Source organism: Luteimonas sp. A501, assembly GCF_054052085.1.
In genome coordinates this window covers 1223563-1239120 of the sequence record NZ_JBSVRI010000001.1, presented here as the reverse complement: position 1 = coordinate 1239120, position 15558 = coordinate 1223563, and the positions used below count along the sequence as shown (strand labels likewise).

Annotated in this window: 16 protein-coding genes and 1 tRNA gene; 2 read left to right on the top strand and 15 right to left on the bottom strand. The window is 66.4% G+C overall.

What is annotated here, in order from left to right:
* Positions 1 to 83: 83 nt before the first annotated feature.
* Positions 84 to 3221: a ribonuclease E gene (gene rne, locus ACW7G5_RS05665; protein WP_457002546.1), complete on the top strand. Its 3138-nt coding sequence runs from the start codon at positions 84 to 86 to the stop codon at positions 3219 to 3221.
* A gap of 21 nt (positions 3222 to 3242) precedes the next feature.
* Here rne and ACW7G5_RS05660 read toward each other — a convergent pair whose 3' ends face one another.
* Positions 3243 to 3893 carry a response regulator gene (locus ACW7G5_RS05660; RefSeq protein ID WP_457002545.1) on the bottom strand — a complete coding sequence of 217 codons (651 nt, stop codon included), beginning with the start codon at positions 3891 to 3893 and terminating at the stop codon, positions 3243 to 3245.
* A gap of 348 nt (positions 3894 to 4241) precedes the next feature.
* On the opposite strand from ACW7G5_RS05660, the gene ACW7G5_RS05655 reads away from it, so the two are divergent.
* On the top strand, positions 4242 to 4742 hold the full coding sequence (locus tag ACW7G5_RS05655; protein WP_457002543.1) for a hypothetical protein: 501 nt from the start codon (positions 4242 to 4244) through the stop codon (positions 4740 to 4742).
* Between the two features lie 194 nt (positions 4743 to 4936).
* Here the strand turns inward: ACW7G5_RS05655 and ACW7G5_RS05650 are convergent, their stop codons facing one another.
* The 14 genes from ACW7G5_RS05650 to serS all read right to left on the bottom strand — a co-directional run bounded on the left by ACW7G5_RS05650 (position 4937) and on the right by serS (position 15488).
* On the bottom strand, positions 4937 to 5146 hold the full coding sequence (locus tag ACW7G5_RS05650) for a hypothetical protein (protein ID WP_457002541.1): 210 nt from the start codon (positions 5144 to 5146) through the stop codon (positions 4937 to 4939).
* On the bottom strand, positions 5146 to 5526 hold the full coding sequence (locus ACW7G5_RS05645; protein ID WP_457002540.1) for a hypothetical protein: 381 nt from the start codon (positions 5524 to 5526) through the stop codon (positions 5146 to 5148). Before ACW7G5_RS05645 ends, ACW7G5_RS05650 begins: the two co-directional genes overlap by 1 nt.
* Positions 5523 to 6608: an HK97 family phage prohead protease gene (locus ACW7G5_RS05640; protein WP_457002538.1), complete on the bottom strand. Its 1086-nt coding sequence runs from the start codon at positions 6606 to 6608 to the stop codon at positions 5523 to 5525. Before ACW7G5_RS05640 ends, ACW7G5_RS05645 begins: the two co-directional genes overlap by 4 nt.
* 3 nt (positions 6609 to 6611) lie before the next feature.
* Complete coding sequence (locus ACW7G5_RS05635; protein ID WP_457002536.1) at positions 6612 to 7613, bottom strand: hypothetical protein; 1002 nt, start codon at positions 7611 to 7613, stop codon at positions 6612 to 6614.
* Between the two features lie 60 nt (positions 7614 to 7673).
* On the bottom strand, positions 7674 to 8102 hold the full coding sequence (locus ACW7G5_RS05630) for a hypothetical protein (protein ID WP_457002534.1): 429 nt from the start codon (positions 8100 to 8102) through the stop codon (positions 7674 to 7676).
* A 261-nt stretch (positions 8103 to 8363) separates the two neighbouring features.
* Positions 8364 to 9905, bottom strand: coding sequence for a DNA primase family protein (locus ACW7G5_RS05625; RefSeq protein WP_457002532.1), 1542 nt, complete (start codon positions 9903 to 9905; stop codon positions 8364 to 8366).
* A complete protein-coding gene (locus tag ACW7G5_RS05620; protein ID WP_457002530.1) occupies positions 9902 to 10369 on the bottom strand; it encodes a hypothetical protein in 468 nt (155 codons plus the stop codon). The genes ACW7G5_RS05625 and ACW7G5_RS05620 overlap by 4 nt, the downstream gene beginning before the upstream one ends.
* 43 nt (positions 10370 to 10412) lie before the next feature.
* On the bottom strand, positions 10413 to 10649 hold the full coding sequence (locus ACW7G5_RS05615; protein ID WP_457002528.1) for a hypothetical protein: 237 nt from the start codon (positions 10647 to 10649) through the stop codon (positions 10413 to 10415).
* Positions 10646 to 10846, bottom strand: a complete 201-nt coding sequence (locus tag ACW7G5_RS05610) for a DNA-binding protein (RefSeq protein WP_457002526.1) — start codon at positions 10844 to 10846, stop codon at positions 10646 to 10648. Before ACW7G5_RS05610 ends, ACW7G5_RS05615 begins: the two co-directional genes overlap by 4 nt.
* A 119-nt stretch (positions 10847 to 10965) precedes the next feature.
* A complete protein-coding gene (locus tag ACW7G5_RS05605) occupies positions 10966 to 11532 on the bottom strand; it encodes a hypothetical protein (protein ID WP_457002524.1) in 567 nt (188 codons plus the stop codon).
* 136 nt (positions 11533 to 11668) lie between these two features.
* Entirely contained in the window at positions 11669 to 12718 is a 1050-nt protein-coding gene (locus ACW7G5_RS05600) for a tyrosine-type recombinase/integrase (protein WP_457002522.1), read from the bottom strand.
* A 92-nt stretch (positions 12719 to 12810) separates the two neighbouring features.
* A tRNA-Ser gene (locus ACW7G5_RS05595) sits at positions 12811 to 12898 on the bottom strand.
* A 119-nt stretch (positions 12899 to 13017) separates the two neighbouring features.
* On the bottom strand, positions 13018 to 13989 hold the full coding sequence (locus ACW7G5_RS05590; RefSeq protein WP_457002521.1) for a LysR substrate-binding domain-containing protein: 972 nt from the start codon (positions 13987 to 13989) through the stop codon (positions 13018 to 13020).
* Between the two features lie 158 nt (positions 13990 to 14147).
* Positions 14148 to 15488 carry a serine--tRNA ligase gene (serS, locus tag ACW7G5_RS05585; protein WP_457002519.1) on the bottom strand — a complete coding sequence of 447 codons (1341 nt, stop codon included), beginning with the start codon at positions 15486 to 15488 and terminating at the stop codon, positions 14148 to 14150.
* Positions 15489 to 15558 lie beyond the last annotated feature (70 nt).

Genomic DNA, 15558 nt, shown 5'->3' with positions numbered 1-15558 from the left:
AGGCGCTCGCGCGCCGGCGGCAGGTCAGATCCAGGCGAAACGCCCCGGCGTTCCGCGTGCGAGAGCGCGTAAGGAACGCAACAATGAAGCGCATGCTGATCAACGCGACGCAGGCAGAGGAACTGCGCGTCGCAATCGTCGATGGACAGAACCTGTACGACATCGACATCGAGCAACCCTCCCAGGAACAGAAAAAGTCCAACATCTACAAGGGCCGCATCACCCGCATCGAGCCCTCGCTTGAAGCCGCCTTCATCGAGTACGGCGGCGAGCGCCACGGCTTCCTGCCGCTGAAGGAAATCTCCCGCGACTACTTCGCCTCCGGCGTCGACCACAACAAGGCCGGCATCAAGGAGCTCCTGCGCGAAGGCCAGGAAGTGGTGGTCCAGGTCGACAAGGACGAGCGCGGCAACAAGGGCGCCGCCCTGACCACCTTCATCTCGCTGGCCGGCCGCTACATGGTGCTGATGCCGAACTCGCCGACCGCCGGCGGCGTCTCGCGCCGCATCGAGGGCGACGACCGCGCCGAGCTCAAGAAGGCGATGGACGCGCTGGCGATCCCCGACGACATGGGCGTGATCATCCGCACCGCCGGCGTCGGCCGCGACGCCGAAGAGCTGCAGTGGGACCTCGACTACCTGCTGTCGATCTGGAAGGCGGTGGCCGAGGCCGCGCTGTCCAAGCCCGCGCCGTTCCTGATCTACCAGGAGTCGCGCCTCATCATCCGCGCGCTGCGCGACTACATGCGCGCCGACGTCGGCGAGATCCTGGTCGACACGCCGGAGATGTACGAAGAGGCGAAGGAATTCGTCGAGCTGGTGATGCCGCACAACCTGCGCAAGCTCAAGCACTACACCGACGACGTCCCGCTGTTCAATCGCTACCAGATCGAATCGCAGATCGAGAACGCCTACGAGCGCACCATCCGCCTGCCCTCCGGCGGCGCACTGGTGATCGACCAGACCGAGGCCCTGACCGCGGTCGACGTGAACTCGGCGCGCGCCACCAAGGGCGGCGACATCGAGGAGACCGCGTTCCACACCAACCTCGAGGCCGCCGAAGAGGTGGCGCGCCAGCTGCGCCTGCGCGACCTGGGTGGCCTGGTGGTGATCGACTTCATCGACATGTCGTCCAACAAGCACCAGCGCGAGGTCGAGAACCGCCTGCAGGGCGCGCTCAAGTACGACCGCGCGCGCGTGCAGCTGGGCCGCATCTCGCGCTTCGGCTTGCTTGAAATGAGCCGGCAGCGCCTGCGCCCGAGCCTGGGCGAATCCAGCCAGATCGTGTGCCCGCGCTGCGAGGGCCATGGCCGCATGCGCAGCGTCGAATCGCTGGCGCTGGCGATCATCCGCCTGGCCGAAGAACATGCGATGAAGGACAACACCGGGCAGGTCCTGGTGCAGGCCCCGGTGGAAATCGCCAACTACCTGCTCAACGAAAAGCGCAGCGCCCTGCGCGAGATCGAGAAGCGCCACGACGCGCCGATCGTGATCGTCGCCGACGAGCAGCTGCATACGCCGCATTACGAAGTCACCCGCCTGCGTACCAACGAGCTTGACGACGAGTCCGCGAAGCCGAGCTACCGTCGCGGCACGCCGCGCAAGGTGGCGACCATCGCGCTGACCAAGGCCAACCTCAACGTGCCCGCGGCCGCGGTCACCAAGGTCCAGCATTCGCGCCCGGCACCGGTGCGCGAGCCGCGCCCGGCGCCCGAGGCGGCGCCGGCACCCGCTCCGGCACCCACGCCCGCCGCGGCTGCCCCGCTGCCGGCGATCGCCGCCAGCGGCGGCATCGTCGGCTGGCTGAAGGCCTTGTTCGTGGGCCAGCCCGAGGCCGATGCGCGCAAGCCGGCCGCAGACAAGTCCGGCGGCCAACGCCGCGGCGAACGTGGTCCGCGGCAGGAGCGTGACGGAGGGCGTGACGCAGAACGCGACGGACGCGGCGGCAAGGGCGGTGGTCGCCGCGATGGCCGTCGTGGCAACGGCGGTCAGGGCGCGGGCAGGCAGCAGAAGGCTACGGCCCAGAGCAGCCAGGACGGCAATGACACCCTGGACAACCAGACAGCCGCGGCGCAGAAGCAGCAGCGCGAGAAGCCGGCACGCGAGAAGCGCGCCGAGCGGCCGGAAGGCGAGCGCGGTACCCAGGGCCGCAGGCGTCGCAACGAAGACGTGCAGGTCCCGGCTGCGGGCGACAAGCTCGCGCAGGACGCTGCCGACAAGGCAGCGGTGGTGGCTCCGGCGGCGACCGGGGTGACAGCCGCGGCCGCGAGCGAGTCGACGGCTTCGCAGTCCCCGGCCGCCGACTCCGGCACGCAGGGCGACACCCCCCGACGCAACCGCGCGCCCGCGGCTTCGCCCAGCGATGAGCTGCCGGTCGCGGACGCCGCGGACAACGGCAATGCCGTCAATGCCGATGCAACACCCGGCGACTCCGACGACGACTCCGGGCAGGCCGCGCAGAAGCGCCGCCGCGGACGTCGCGGTGGCCGCCGTCGCCGTCGCGGCGCGGGTGAAGAGGGCAGCGGTGACAACGCCAACAGCGACGACATCGCAACGGGCGAGGATGCTTCTGACGTCCCGGTTGCACGCAGTTCGCAGCCGGAATTCGACTTCGTCGACGATGCGTCGGCGGCGAAGCCCGTCCAGCGCCAATCGCCGGCGGCGGAGGCGACCCCGGTCGCTTCGGCTGCTCCTGTTGCCTCGGATACTCCGGCAATCGCCGCCACTCCGGCAGCCGTGGCCGCCACGGCGGTCGCAGCGACGGTCGTGGAGCAGACGCCGCAGGCCAGCGCGGACGCAAGCCCGGCCCGGGATCCGGACGTGGCAGCGCCTGCGAACGAGACGCCCGTGGTCGAGGCGGCGGCGGATGCGCCCGCGGCCGATGCGCCTACGGCCGAGGCCCCTGCGGCGACGCCGATCGGGACCGTGCCGGCTGCAACGTCACAGCCGCGCGGCCTCTTTGACGGCCTCGAACCCACGCCCGCCGCAGCCGTGTCGGCCACGCCTGCAGCAGCCGAAGCCGCCGCGCTCGCCGAACCCGTGGCCGAAGCAGTGGCGCCGGCCGAAGCCGTAGCGCCTGCGGATGCCGCTGCCGAAGCCGTGGCGGATGCGGACGCCGGCGACGAGTCCCAGGCGGCGCAAGCCGACGCGCAGGACGAGCCGCAGGATGCGGTGAACCCCGCGCCGCGCGGAAAAGACGACCAGGCGCCCACCGGCGCCTGACCGAAGCCACCCCCGCGTACGCTAGACGATGGCGTGCGCGGGGTCGGCCATGCCGTACTGGCTGGCCAGGCGCGCAAGCGCAATGCTGTCGTGCACCCGCAGCTTCTCGAACAGCCGCGTCTTGTGGGTGTTGATGGTCTTGGCGCTGAGGCTGAGGCGGCGCGCGATTTCTTCCTGGCGCATGCCCTGGATCAGGAGCATCGCAACCTCGGTTTCCCGCGGCGACAGCGCATCGAACGGTGATTCCGAAGCATCGAGGCCCGACAGGGCCAGTGACTGCGCCACCTTGCTCGCCAGGAACCTTCGCCCTGCCGCGACCTCGCGGACAGCGCGCAGCAATTCCTGTGCATCCCCGCCCTTGCCGACGTAACCCGCGGCCCCCGCGGCGATCATCCGCTTGGGCATCGGCCCGTCCTCGAGCACCGACACCACGATCACCCTGGGGCCGTATTCGCCGCGGACGATGCGCTCGGTGACCTCCAGCCCGCTGACGCCGGGCAGGTGCAGGTCACAAAGCACGATGTCGGGCTTCAGCGCCCGGATCTGCGGCAGGGCGTCCTCGCCGCATTCGGCTTCGCCCACCACTTCGATGTCGGCCTCTGCCGACAGAATCATGCGCATCCCGGCGCGTACCAGTGCGTGGTCATCCACCACGTAGACCCTGATGGTCATCCTTGTCCCCTTCGCTACGTTTCATGAACCCCTGCCACGAGGCTAGCGCCGGTGGCGAGGTGTCGCAAGCAGGAGCGGGACGCAGTACCGGCCACAACGTGATGTGGCACACGCCGCGCAAGGAAATGGCGTGAAACGCTCGCCATATGGCGGAAGAGGTGGGATTCGAACCCACGAATGGTTTCCCATTGCCGGTTTTCAAGTGCGAATCCCTACCACAATCAACAACATAGCCAACAACACACAGCAATTCAATCAATGGCTTGGGGCAGAAGTCTTGTTGCTGAATACTGGGGGTTATAGTGGGCGTTGTCCCAAAATTGTCCCATAACCAGACAGGGGGAGAGCATGACGCACCGCTTCAATCCGGCGTTAATGAAAAGCCAGCCGATCAACGATCTTCCGCCGGGGTTCTTTTGGCATCTCTCGCCAAACGGCGCCGACATCAGGCTCTCGCTGATGCTGCGGCGGGAGCGCCCCAGCTACTCCACATGGATATGGCTTTCCGGAGAGCGGCACCTTCACGTTCAAGACGCTGCCGCGCATGCCTTGGCAAGCAACGTTGGCTTACACCTGGGGCCCATCGGGGAAATCGAGGTTCCTACAGTTCCGAAGGTCGGCAACCACCGCGAGAGCCTTGGAGCGTTGATCGTGTGCGACGCAGGGTCATTTCTCGTAGCGCAGAAGATGGTCTCGGGCTTCGAAGAAGCCGCCTACATCAACTTGGCTGACCTCTCGGTGCAGGATCGCATTCCGTCGATCGAGTATGGAATTTTCCTGAACTGGCGACTGGTGCGGCCACACGCCACCGGGCGCGACGTCCTTCTAGAGATGGGTGACTGGACCTAGGACCGGCAGCACGCCAGCCCCTGACTAGGTCAGGGGCTTTCCTTCCACCAATCCTTGCGGTGCCGCCCCTTCCTGCGAGCGTTCTCTTTCGACTCGGCGGCACAGCGGCTCACGGGTGAAGACGGCATCGCGCAGCCTTCGCCACGGCCTGCCACCTCGCCCATTGCCCCAGCTCACCGGATGGCCCCGCCCTGTCATGCCCGCAGGAAGGCCCGGACAGCCTCCAGGTCGTCCGTGACCAAGAGAGGCACCGTGTCGCGCGCTCGCGTGACCTTGTAGCGCCCACCGTCCTGGCTGGCGTGGTAGGCGTAGCGCGCCCACTTGAGCCAGTAGCCTTGTGCCGTCGCCTCTTCCAACAGGGCGTAGACCTCACGCGGTGGCGGTGGCAGTCCATCGGCCCACATCAGTGCAGCGCACCGGGCGGATTGATCGGGGCAACGCCTGCGACCTCCTTGCCGTCATCCATGCGGACCCGGACCGTTACCGTGGACTCGCTCAGGTTCCAATCCCAGAAGTTCTCACCGTCGGCATACAGCAGCGTGCCCGCGCCGGTTGACTTCAGAGACCATCCGCCAGCGTCCGTGCGCGCGATGCTGTGCTCGACGCCTGCGGCCGCCATGGCAGCTTCCAGCGCCTGCGCGCACGCCTCGCCGTAGATGACGCCCCAGGTCGCGCGGCGCAGCTTGTGCACCCCATGCTCGCCAAACAGGATGCACACCTCATCCGGGCCGCAGCTCTCGATCAGCTCGCGCTCTGCCTCGGTGCATTTGTGCCAGTCGCTCATCGCCCCTTCCTCCCGATCAAACGCCAGCTGTGGCAGGTTCCCGGATGGGAGCTTGTCTCCGACATGGCTAGGTACGTCGAGCCGTCATGCGTGACCAGCGCGCCGCGCTCATAGCTCTTGTCTTGGGTGAAGAAGCCGCCGTCATGCAGCGCGGACGATTCCAGCTGTTCAAGCCGTTCCTTCACGGGCTGCACCGCATCCCGGATGCATTCCCCGATCCCCCCTGCGAACTGCACAAGGCCCTCGTGGGATACCACCTCTTCCAGCATCTTTCGGACCTGCGCCGCTTGCGTCCTGGTCAGCCCTTCCGGTGCCGCCTTTTGCTTGTGGGGCTGGCCGGCGAGAATGACCTTGCCGCAGCCTTTCACCACGGCCAGCTCACGCCCGACGTGATCGCGGATGCGGTAATTGCGATCGTGGCCTCGACCGATGTCCGCCGGGTTCGCCAGCTTCGCCACGTCCGGAGGTAGGAGAGCGAGCGCGGCCTCGCCGCCACGCTCCATCTGCTTCCAGTAGTCGTCGCCCAGCTCCGCCGCCTTGGCCTCGGCCATTTGTGGGGTGGCCCGCTTGGCTACGGTTTCGGTCGGGGGCATGACCCGGATGCCCGCGGGGCGCTGCTCATCGGCATATGCGATGCCCTTGCCAACATGGATGATCCGCGCGTTGGTGTTGCATGGAATCGGCGTCAAACTCAACTCAAGCCAGCGCCAGGCCTCAAACAACAGGCCGCCCGACTTAAGCGGCTTGGACTTGAGCGCCTTGAAGCCAATGGAGACTGCGCCGATGGCTCCGTCCTTCAGCAGCTCCCACATCTCATCGGCCAAGGCCACGCCCCGAGTCAGCTTGGCCCGGACACGGATGCCGCTAGCCGACACGTGCGCTTCGGTTACCACGCCTACCGGGGAGTCTGCTTTGTGGAAAGCTAGGAGCGGAATCGGTAATTCGTACTGCGCCCCGGTAGGGGAAACGATGTCCCCGACAAGGTCCTCATCTCGCGTGGTAGCCCATGCGGTAATCCAGCGCTCGCCGTCGCTGGATTCCGCTTGCTTCACGCGCAGGAATGTCTCGTGCCTGCGCTCCATGCCTTAGGACTCCCCGCCGACGACTACGATGTCGGTCCCCTGGGCCAGCCTCCAACTCCGCTCGGTCAGCAGAGCTAGCGAGTTGGTATGGAACATGGAGGTCAGCTGCGCCGGTGACTCGGGCGTATCGCGCATGTCGATCGACGCATGGCCTGCAGCCCGCACCTGCAGCCCGCCATCCCACACTGCAATGCGGCTGGCGGGAATGATGGTCATGCCGGAAATGTCGTCAACGGCGACCACTTCGATTCCAGGCCGGAACGTGCCGCCACGAACTCCCATGCCGCCCACTGCTTCGGCTCGCGTTGCCAGGTCTGCGACATCGGCCGCAGGCGCTGCGACCACATACCCATTGGAAGGCCGCGAAGCGCGAAGGCCGGCGCGAAGATCCGTAAGCGGGTCTCCGGTGCCAGCAACGCCCGTGGTGTTGGAGTTGACCAGGGCGCCCAAGATGCTTCGATTGCTCGCCCGCGTGACTGCAGCAGCCAGCTCCCTCTCGAACAGCGCCCGACCTTCCCGGCCCGTAGCATTCGCCAGCTCATCGGTAACGACCACGATGGCGCAGGCTTTCAACGGCGGCGCATCTTCGGATGACAGTGCCAGGTGCCGCACCGGCTTGGGGTCTCCTTCGGCGATCACATCGCCCACGGCATCCCACGCGACCATGATGCGATGCATCCGCTCGGGGATGACTCGGGCGTATCGCTTGATCGAGTCCAGGATTGAACCTTCGGCGATGCTGGCCAGATAATTGGCCGCCAGTGCGGCAGCGCCCCCCTCCCAAAGATCGTCTCCGCCGAGCGAGTGTGCTGCAGCCTTCACCACCAGCGGGTTGTTGCTCGCTCGAAGCGCGTCGCCGACATTCGCGTGACCGGCGCGGACGGTGATCCAGGCAAGGTCGGTGAATGCCTTTGCTTGGCGGTTGTGGTCCGGCAGTGCCTCGTTGGCGAGCATGCCCAAAGCGGATTGTGCTCGGGCGATGTATGCGTATTGGATCGGGTCCATGGTGGATTCCTTCAGTTGGGATTAGTCGCCATCTCGGCGAGTCGGGAACACTGTTTCACATCACGATAAAATCAATCGGTTTCCTGCGATTTTCCGCAGGCGCTCGATTTGCTCCGGTATCGCGACGATCTCGGGGACAGCCGGGTGTTTCGCGCGCAGGTGATCAAGGGCCGCCGTCGCACTCAGATACCAGCCCGCCGCCATGACGCCGGCCAGCTGCCGCTTATCGATCCCTTGCGCTTGCTGCCATGCCTCAACTGCAGCGTTGGCGAGTACGTCCGGCAGTGCTGCAGCAACTTCCAGGACCGCCGTCTCACGGTCGCCAGCCTGTCTCCATGCCTGCACCGCCTCGGGGTCCACCAGCGCCGCACAGCCCCGCCCACGGCGTCCTGTACGCACCACCGGCGCACCCTCCCTTATCCAGCGGCGAACCGTTCCGACACGGACGCCAAGCGCCGATGCAGCCTCCGGGACGGGGACAGCGGTCACGGGACCACATCCGCTGAATTGTGGACGTGCGTAGAGAGGTCAGGTGGGCGGTGTCCGAGGCGATGCGACCCATTCGCAACTAGCCCCCCCCGCTGCCGGGCATCGCGGTCATCATTGAACTGACGCGAACCCACGCAAAGCGAGCTTCCAGCCAGTGCCCCAAGTGCCTGAAGTGCCCCTTGTTTGGGTATAACCCCACGGAAAAATATTCTCCTAGTGCTTATGCCGAAACTTGGGGCACTTGGGGCACTTGGGGCACCCCTACTCACCGTTGTGCGCCCGCACGTAATCAGTCACCGAATCCGCGACCAGCTGCATCCCGCGCCATCGGTGCACGCCGCTTGCTCTGAACCGTTCAAAGCCACGCTCGGACAAGCGCATGCCGAACTCACGCTGGTTGCGTGGCCGGTCGCCGTTGTCGTCGCACCATCGCGAATAGCAGCGGTACAGCTCACCGGCTCCGACGCTGTAGTGCTCGCCGGGATTGGTAGCCTCGTCCAAGAATCCTCCGATCTGGTCGGACGCATCGCGGTATTCGCTGGTGGCCGCCTTCACCTTGTCCGGGGTCGGCATCCCGCCGCGCTGGTACGCCTGCAAGCCTCGTAGCGCCCATGCCAGGATGCCGCTGGCCTCATCCTTGAGCTTGTCCGGCAACAGGGTGTCGCGCTGGTCTGGGGGCACCGTGACGGCGAACGGGATCAGTCGCAGGCGTCGCCAGATGCCTTCATCGTTCCCGGTGACCTTGGGCCGGTGATTGGTCTGCAGCATCAGCAGGTGCGTCGGCTTGAACGTGAAAAAGTCCTGCCGCATCCGCCGCGCGGTGATCGTGTCGCCGCCGGTCAACGCCTTGACCTGTTCCTCATTCAATCGGCCCGCCTCGCCTGTTTCACTGACCACCACCATCCGCCGCCCCTGCAGGTCAGCCAGTCCGGTTGGGTGTTCGCTGCCGCTGCGCTGAATCAGCAGCCCCGGCGCAGCGCTGTTCGCGTAGTCCCCCAGCACATGCTGAAGCGCCCCGAGGAACGTTGACTTGCCGTTGGCCCCTGCGCCCCACAGGATCGGCAGCAGGTGTTCGCCGCGATGCCCGCACAAGGCATAACCGGACAAGCGCTGCAGGAAGTCGATCAACTGCCGGTCGTCGCCCATGATCTCGGTGATGAACCGCTCCCACGTCGGGCAGGTGGCCCGGGGATTGAAGGCAGCGCCCGCGACCTTCGTTATCAGGTCGCTGTGCCGATGCTCGCGGTGCTTGCCTGTGTCCAGTTCGAGCACGCCCGAAGGCAGGCCCAACAGCATCGGGTTCGCGTCGAGGTCTTCCGCCTTGCACGCGATCAACGGCGCAGCCAGCGCCATGCTGGCCTCGATGGTCTGTTTCGACTCGCAGGTTCGCGCCCATTTGAACCTGGCATCCATGACGGCCTGCCGGCGCTTCATCTCATCGCTATCGGCCGCTGCGCCCACCCATGCCGCCATGCCCGCCGCTTCCTGCGCGACCAGCCGCCCAAGCCCTTGAACGATTTTCAGCGCGCCAAGGTCGTCGTGTCGCCACGGCGCGCCCCAGACGTGCCAGCCGATGCCCTCGGCGAACAGCAGCTGTTCCCCGAAGTGGTAGCCGATCCGCTGCGCGTTGGCGACGTGTGTGCATGGATCTTGCGCACCGCTCCACGGCTTGCCGCTGGCCGTTGGCAACGGCAGGTCACCGGCGTGGCTCATCAGTCGATCCGCATCCCCCAGGTGCGCACACGGGTCGCGCGTGACCGTCTTCGCGGCCAGCTCTGCCGCTGCTCTTTGCTCCAGGCTCATCGGCGCGCCTCCACGAGCACGGCGGCCGCGTGGTCGATACGTTGGACCGCCAACGCCAGCCGGGCGTCGTCGTCTTCCGACAAGATCTTCCACGTCGCCACCTGCCGGGCCGCGATCAATGCGACCGTGGCTTCCGTGGCGATCACCGCCAGCGCCGACGCCCAGCCCGCTTCACGGATCGCACGGCGCGCCTGACGGCGTTCCTCCGGTGACTCCGGCCAGTGCCGGGGCGGCATGATGTCCGGCCAGGCCAGCCCGACCGACTCCAGTACTTCAATGGCCTTGCATCCGCCAAAGCAGTACAGCAGCACGGCGCTCTCACGCTCTGCCACGCTCAGCTTGCGACTACGGCCACCACAGGCAGGGCACATGGCCCGCCAGCCGTTGCCGGATTTCTGGACGCCCTCCAGGCGTTGCAAGAGCGGTTCGGCCGTGGCACTCTGGACGTAGAAATTGTTGTGCAACACCCCTGCGCCTCGACCCTGCCCGGTCGGGGCGCTTCTGTTTTCAGGCATCCCCACGCGCCACCTCCGTGCGGATCGCTTCCGCCAGCCGCAGGACGTAGCGCCGGGCGCCTTCGAGGTTGGACGCAAGGTGTTCGCAGGCCGATTGACTCGGGGCGTCGTGGAGCGCCACAAGTTGTGCGTGGAGGCCATCGCCAAGGTCTGGAAGGTTGCGTCGCAGGGCGTCCGAATCCATGCCGTACAAGCGCGCCAGGGCGGCCACGTAGTCGGCGGCGGTCAAGCGGCCACCTCGCGCTGAGAATCAATCCAGCGGTCGAAGGCGGCAGTGTCGATGTATACGCGGCGGCCGATGCGGACGATGGCCCCGACTTTGGTCAGGCCGTTCTGCTTCGCGTTGAAGATCCACCAGCGGACCTGTCCCGGGGTAAATCCAGTTTCGGCAATAAACGCCGGTACGGACCTCAGGTTGCGTGTCATATTGTTGCTCCGTCCCCGCGCGGGTTGGCGGGGTCGGTGCCCATTTAGTGACAGGCGCGCCCGATGTTGGGCAGAGAGCTAGCACAATGACATTGTGCTAGCTCAAAGTAATCGACGGGCTACTTAGACTTGGCTTCCATACGCCACCTCGCGGAGAGCTGAGCGATTGATCGATCACTTTCGTAGCCGCCATGGAGCCCATGCATCTTCCTGCCGAACTCTGCATCGCTCTTGTAGCTGACCTCTCGGCGCTGCCAGCGATCCCACTCTTTGCGAATCTCACTTTTCGCTAGCTGGCTTGGCGCACCCTTCCACCTGGCCTTGCCCTGCCTACTTTTGTCCTTGGAGCGGGTCAGTTCCGGTGCAATCGCCCGGCGCTCGCACTCGTGGTAGTTCGCGTCGATGAGAGCGGCGGTTGCGCGGTCCCACATCTCATTAGTGGCTGCGAAAGCAGCCTCGATGGCTCTTGCTTCGTCTGGCATCTCTCGGGAGACGCGCTCCATCGCCCGCTCAAACGCCTCTAGCGCCGGGTCATATTCGTCCGTTGCCATCGCGTCCTTGAACGCTTCGTAGGCTCTCATATAGCCACGGAAATGCTCTCGATCTTGCGCCAACTTTGCGCTTGCGGCACTCCGCTTCGCCCCCGCCTTCGCAGGGGCTTCCTTCGTTGTCCGCTTGGCGGTCATCCTGCGCACCCTCCGCGCCCCTAAGAAGTCCCGCACCAGGCCGGTAGGGTTCCGGCTCTTCGCCCCGTCGGGCTAGGTGCGGGTTGAACGGTTGTGGAAGGCCGTCCGGGTGTTTGTAGCACCCGGTGCGGCCGCTTCAGCCGAGGAACCGCTCGGCCATTCGGTCGACCGCTGCGGTGGTGTGCTGCTCGCTCAGGTGGCTGTACCGCTTCACCATCGCCAAGGTCTTGTGGCCGAGGATCGCGGCAATGTCCATCAGGCTCGCGCCGGACATGGCCAGGTAGCTGGCCGCGCTATGCCGCAGGTCGTGGAAGCGGAAGTCTTCGAGCTTGGCCTCGGCGCGCGCTGCCTCCCAAGCTTTCTGGATCGTTCCGGGCTGCGCGGGGAACACGGTGCCGACCTTGAGCCGGGCCTTGCCCCATTCCTTCAGCACGGCCACGGCAGACTGCGCCAGCGGCACGGTGCGGGATTCGCCGTTCTTTGTGTCCCGGAACCGGACTACCCGGCGCTCCAGGTCTACGTCGGCCCACAGCAGCCCCAGAAGCTCGCCCTTGCGCGCCCCGGTCGCCAGCGCCAGCGATACCAGCGGAGCCAACGCCGCGCACTCGGAGGCCGCACAAGCCACCAGGAGGGCGTCGCGCTCGGGGCCGGACAGGAACCGCTCCCTGCCCTTGCTATCGGCGAGGCGGGTCACGTTCGGGACGGGGTTCTTTGTGAGCCACCCGTATTCCTTCACGGCAACGCGCAGGCAGGCAGACAGGGCCGTGATCCGGCGATTGATCGTGGCGCCGCTCAGGACCTTTCCCGTCACCGGGTCAGGCTGCGTCAGCTCGTCGCGGACCTCGGCGATGGCGCCGGGAGTGATGGCCACCAGCGGACGGTCCCCAAGGCGATTCTTCCACCAGGTCAGGAGTCGGGTCTGTTCGGAGGCGTTCTTGCGGTGCGTGGCCTGCGGGAGAGTCACCGTCAGGTAGCGGTCGATGGCGTCGCCAAGGGTGCGCTTGCGGGCCTCAGCGGAGGGGACGGCCTCGCCGGCGTCGAGCTGGGACTCAATCCGGCGTGCCCAGGTCTCGGCGTCTTGCTTCCGGGGGAAGCTCTTGGCCAGCTGCGGGCCATCTAGGCGGCGGACGCGGGCACGCCACGTCACCTTGCCGGACTTCCCTACCCGCTTCTCGAATGTCGCCATGTCCGCTGTCCCAAATTGTCCCAACGGGGCCGATCATGGGACACCTGAAACCGGATTGCAAGCGTGCAAACCTAGTGTTTATGCGGGTTAGGTGGCGGAAGAGGTGGGATTCGAACCCACGAATGGTTGCCCATTGCCGGTTTTCAAGACCGGTGCCTTCAACCGCTCGGCCACTCTTCCGTAACGCGCTGGCGGCATTTTCCTACAGCATCAAGCCGCTGTATCCGATGCCTGGTGATGACGCGCAGAGATTGTCGCACGACATGACGCAGGCGCCCGTCCCTCAACTGTCCGTCCGATCAGGCCGCGGCAGCCGATGCGCCCGAGCCGGCGTGTCGTCCGCTACAGCTCTCGCAGTCCAGGCGCGACGCCTCGATCAGCGGTGGCAACTTTTCGGCCAGGAAATCGATGAACACTCGCACCGCCGGCAGCAGGCCGCGGCGTGATGCGAACACCAGGTGCGCGATGCCCTGCGGCAGGCGCCACTCGGGCAGCACCACTTCCAGCTCGCCGTTGCGGACCGCCTCGGCACACAGCGTTTCCGGAAGCATGGTGATGCCCAGGCCCTGGCGGGCCAGCGACATCAGCATCGGGAAATCGCCACCCGCGATTCGCGGCTTGAGGTCGATGCGCCGCACTTCGCCATCGACGCCCTGGAGCTCCCAGCGCTGGCGGACCTCGTCCTCGCTCATGGTCATGGTGGTGTGGTCGTTGAGCTCTTCCGGCGAGGCCGGTCGGCCGGCACGATCCAGGTAGGTCGGGCTTGCGACCAGCAACTCCTGGATCTGGCCGAAGCTGCGCATCACCAGGCTGCCGTCGTCGTCAAGCTTGTTGCGCACGCGGATGGCGACGTCGAAGCCCTCGTTGATGACGTCGACGCGACGATTGTTGACGTGCATCTGCACGCGCACCTGCGGGTAGCGCGCGAGGAACTCGGGCAGCAGCTTCGGCAGCTGCTGCTGCGCCAGGCTCACGGGCACGCTGGCGCGGACGATGCCGCGCGGCTCGGCGCTCAGGCGGTCGACGACCTCGCGCGCAGCGGTGGCTTCGGCCAGCATCGACTGGGTGTGGCGATAGACGCTCTGGCCGACGTCGGTCACCGCGAAGCGGCGCGTGGAGCGCTGCAGCAGGCGGACGCCGAGTTCGGTTTCAAGCTGGCTGATGCGCCGCGACAGCCGCGACTTGGGAATCCCCAGCGCGCGCTCCGCCGCGGCAAACCCGCCGTGGTCGACGACCATGGCGAAATAATAAAGATCGTTCAGATCCTGCATGACCGCACCTCGCCGGGACAATTGCCGATATTTCAGCATAGTCGTCCCATATATGCAACGAATGCCGATGGACCAGCCATCGAACCGAAACACGGAACGATCCGGGATGCAGTCGCCAGCGCCGCGGCGTGGAGGCGCGGCTCCAGCCGCGCCGGAGCTCAGTAAATCGCGTCCACGCCGCCCATGTAGGGGCGCAGCACCTCGGGCACCGTGATCGACCCGTCGGCCTGCTGGCCGTTCTCCATTACCGCCACCAGCGCGCGCCCAACGGCCACGCCGGAACCGTTGAGCGTATGCACCGGCTCCGGCTTGCCGCCGGCATCGCTGCGCCAGCGTGCCAGCATGCGGCGGGCCTGGAAGTCGCCACAGTTGGAGCACGAAGAAATCTCACGCCAGGTGTCCTGCGACGGCAGCCAGACCTCGAGGTCATAGGTCTTGCGCGCGGCAAAGCCCATGTCACCCGAACACAGCAGCATGCGGCGATAAGGCAGGCCGAGGCGCTCGAGCACCACTTCCGCGCAGCGCGTCATGCGTTCGTGTTCGGCATCGCTGTCGTCGGGGCGGGTGACCGAAACCAGCTCGACCTTCTCGAACTGGTGCTGGCGGATCATGCCGCGGGTATCGCGACCGTAGGCACCGGCCTCTGCGCGGAAGCACATCGAGTGCGCGGCCATGCGCAGTGGCAGCGCCGCGGCGTCCACGATCGTGTCGGCGACCAGGTTGGTCAGCGGCACCTCGGCGGTGGGGATCAGATAGCGTTTCGAAGCCGCCTCGCCCTCGCCAACGATGGTCGCGAACAGATCGTCTTCGAACTTCGGCAACTGCCCGGTACCGCGCATAGCCTCGGCGTTGACCAGTACCGGGACACTGGTTTCGCCATAGCCGTGTTCGTCGACGTGCAGGTCGATCATGAACTGGGCCAGCGCGCGGTGCAGGCGCGCGAGCTGGCCGCGCAGCACGGTGAAGCGCGCACCGGACAGGCGGGCGGCCGCGTCGGCGTCGAGCCAGCCGTGGCGGGCGCCAAGATCGACGTGGTCGCGGACTTCGAAATCGAACACGCGCGGCGTGCCCCAGCGGTGCTGTTCGACGTTGCCGGATTCGTCGCTGCCGGCGGGCACGCTCGCGTCGGGGAGGTTGGGGATACCCATGGCAATGGCATCCAGCTCGACGCGGATGCGTTCCAGCTCGACCTCTGAAGCCTTCAGTTCATCGCCGAAGCCGGACACCTCGGCCTTGATCCCTTCCGCTTTCGCGATGCTGGCCTCGGCCTGTTCGAGCTCACCGGCAGCCTTGAGGCGCGCAACCGACCCCATCAGCATGCCGATCTCCTTGCTGCGCGTATTGCGCAGGTTCTGGAGCTCCTGCGTGCGCATCTGCAGCGTCTTACGCCCTGATTCGAGGGCTTCGAGGGCGCCGGCGTCGAGCTCGAAGCCGCGGGCCTCGCGCAGGCGCAGGGCGAGCGCGGCAGGGTCCTGGCGCAGAAGATTGGAATCAAGCATCGCGTCGCTTCATGAAGTGGCGGACCGGGGATTATCGCGCGTCGCGAGGGCATCTGCTCCGCGGGGCCGT

What these genes read in the sequence shown, in the direction of transcription:
- rne (WP_457002546.1), top strand. Translation starts at nt 84, where the DNA reads ATGAAGCGCATGCTGATCAACGCGACGCAGGCAGAGGAACTGCGCGTC.
- ACW7G5_RS05660 (WP_457002545.1), bottom strand. Translation starts at nt 3,893, where the DNA reads ATGACCATCAGGGTCTACGTGGTGGATGACCACGCACTGGTACGCGCC.
- ACW7G5_RS05655 (WP_457002543.1), top strand. Translation starts at nt 4,242, where the DNA reads ATGACGCACCGCTTCAATCCGGCGTTAATGAAAAGCCAGCCGATCAAC.
- ACW7G5_RS05650 (WP_457002541.1), bottom strand. Translation starts at nt 5,146, where the DNA reads ATGTGGGCCGATGGACTGCCACCGCCACCGCGTGAGGTCTACGCCCTG.
- ACW7G5_RS05645 (WP_457002540.1), bottom strand. Translation starts at nt 5,526, where the DNA reads ATGAGCGACTGGCACAAATGCACCGAGGCAGAGCGCGAGCTGATCGAG.
- ACW7G5_RS05640 (WP_457002538.1), bottom strand. Translation starts at nt 6,608, where the DNA reads ATGGAGCGCAGGCACGAGACATTCCTGCGCGTGAAGCAAGCGGAATCC.
- ACW7G5_RS05635 (WP_457002536.1), bottom strand. Translation starts at nt 7,613, where the DNA reads ATGGACCCGATCCAATACGCATACATCGCCCGAGCACAATCCGCTTTG.
- ACW7G5_RS05625 (WP_457002532.1), bottom strand. Translation starts at nt 9,905, where the DNA reads ATGAGCCTGGAGCAAAGAGCAGCGGCAGAGCTGGCCGCGAAGACGGTC.
- ACW7G5_RS05610 (WP_457002526.1), bottom strand. Translation starts at nt 10,846, where the DNA reads ATGACACGCAACCTGAGGTCCGTACCGGCGTTTATTGCCGAAACTGGA.
- ACW7G5_RS05605 (WP_457002524.1), bottom strand. Translation starts at nt 11,532, where the DNA reads ATGACCGCCAAGCGGACAACGAAGGAAGCCCCTGCGAAGGCGGGGGCG.
- ACW7G5_RS05600 (WP_457002522.1), bottom strand. Translation starts at nt 12,718, where the DNA reads ATGGCGACATTCGAGAAGCGGGTAGGGAAGTCCGGCAAGGTGACGTGG.
- ACW7G5_RS05590 (WP_457002521.1), bottom strand. Translation starts at nt 13,989, where the DNA reads ATGCAGGATCTGAACGATCTTTATTATTTCGCCATGGTCGTCGACCAC.
- serS (WP_457002519.1), bottom strand. Translation starts at nt 15,488, where the DNA reads ATGCTTGATTCCAATCTTCTGCGCCAGGACCCTGCCGCGCTCGCCCTG.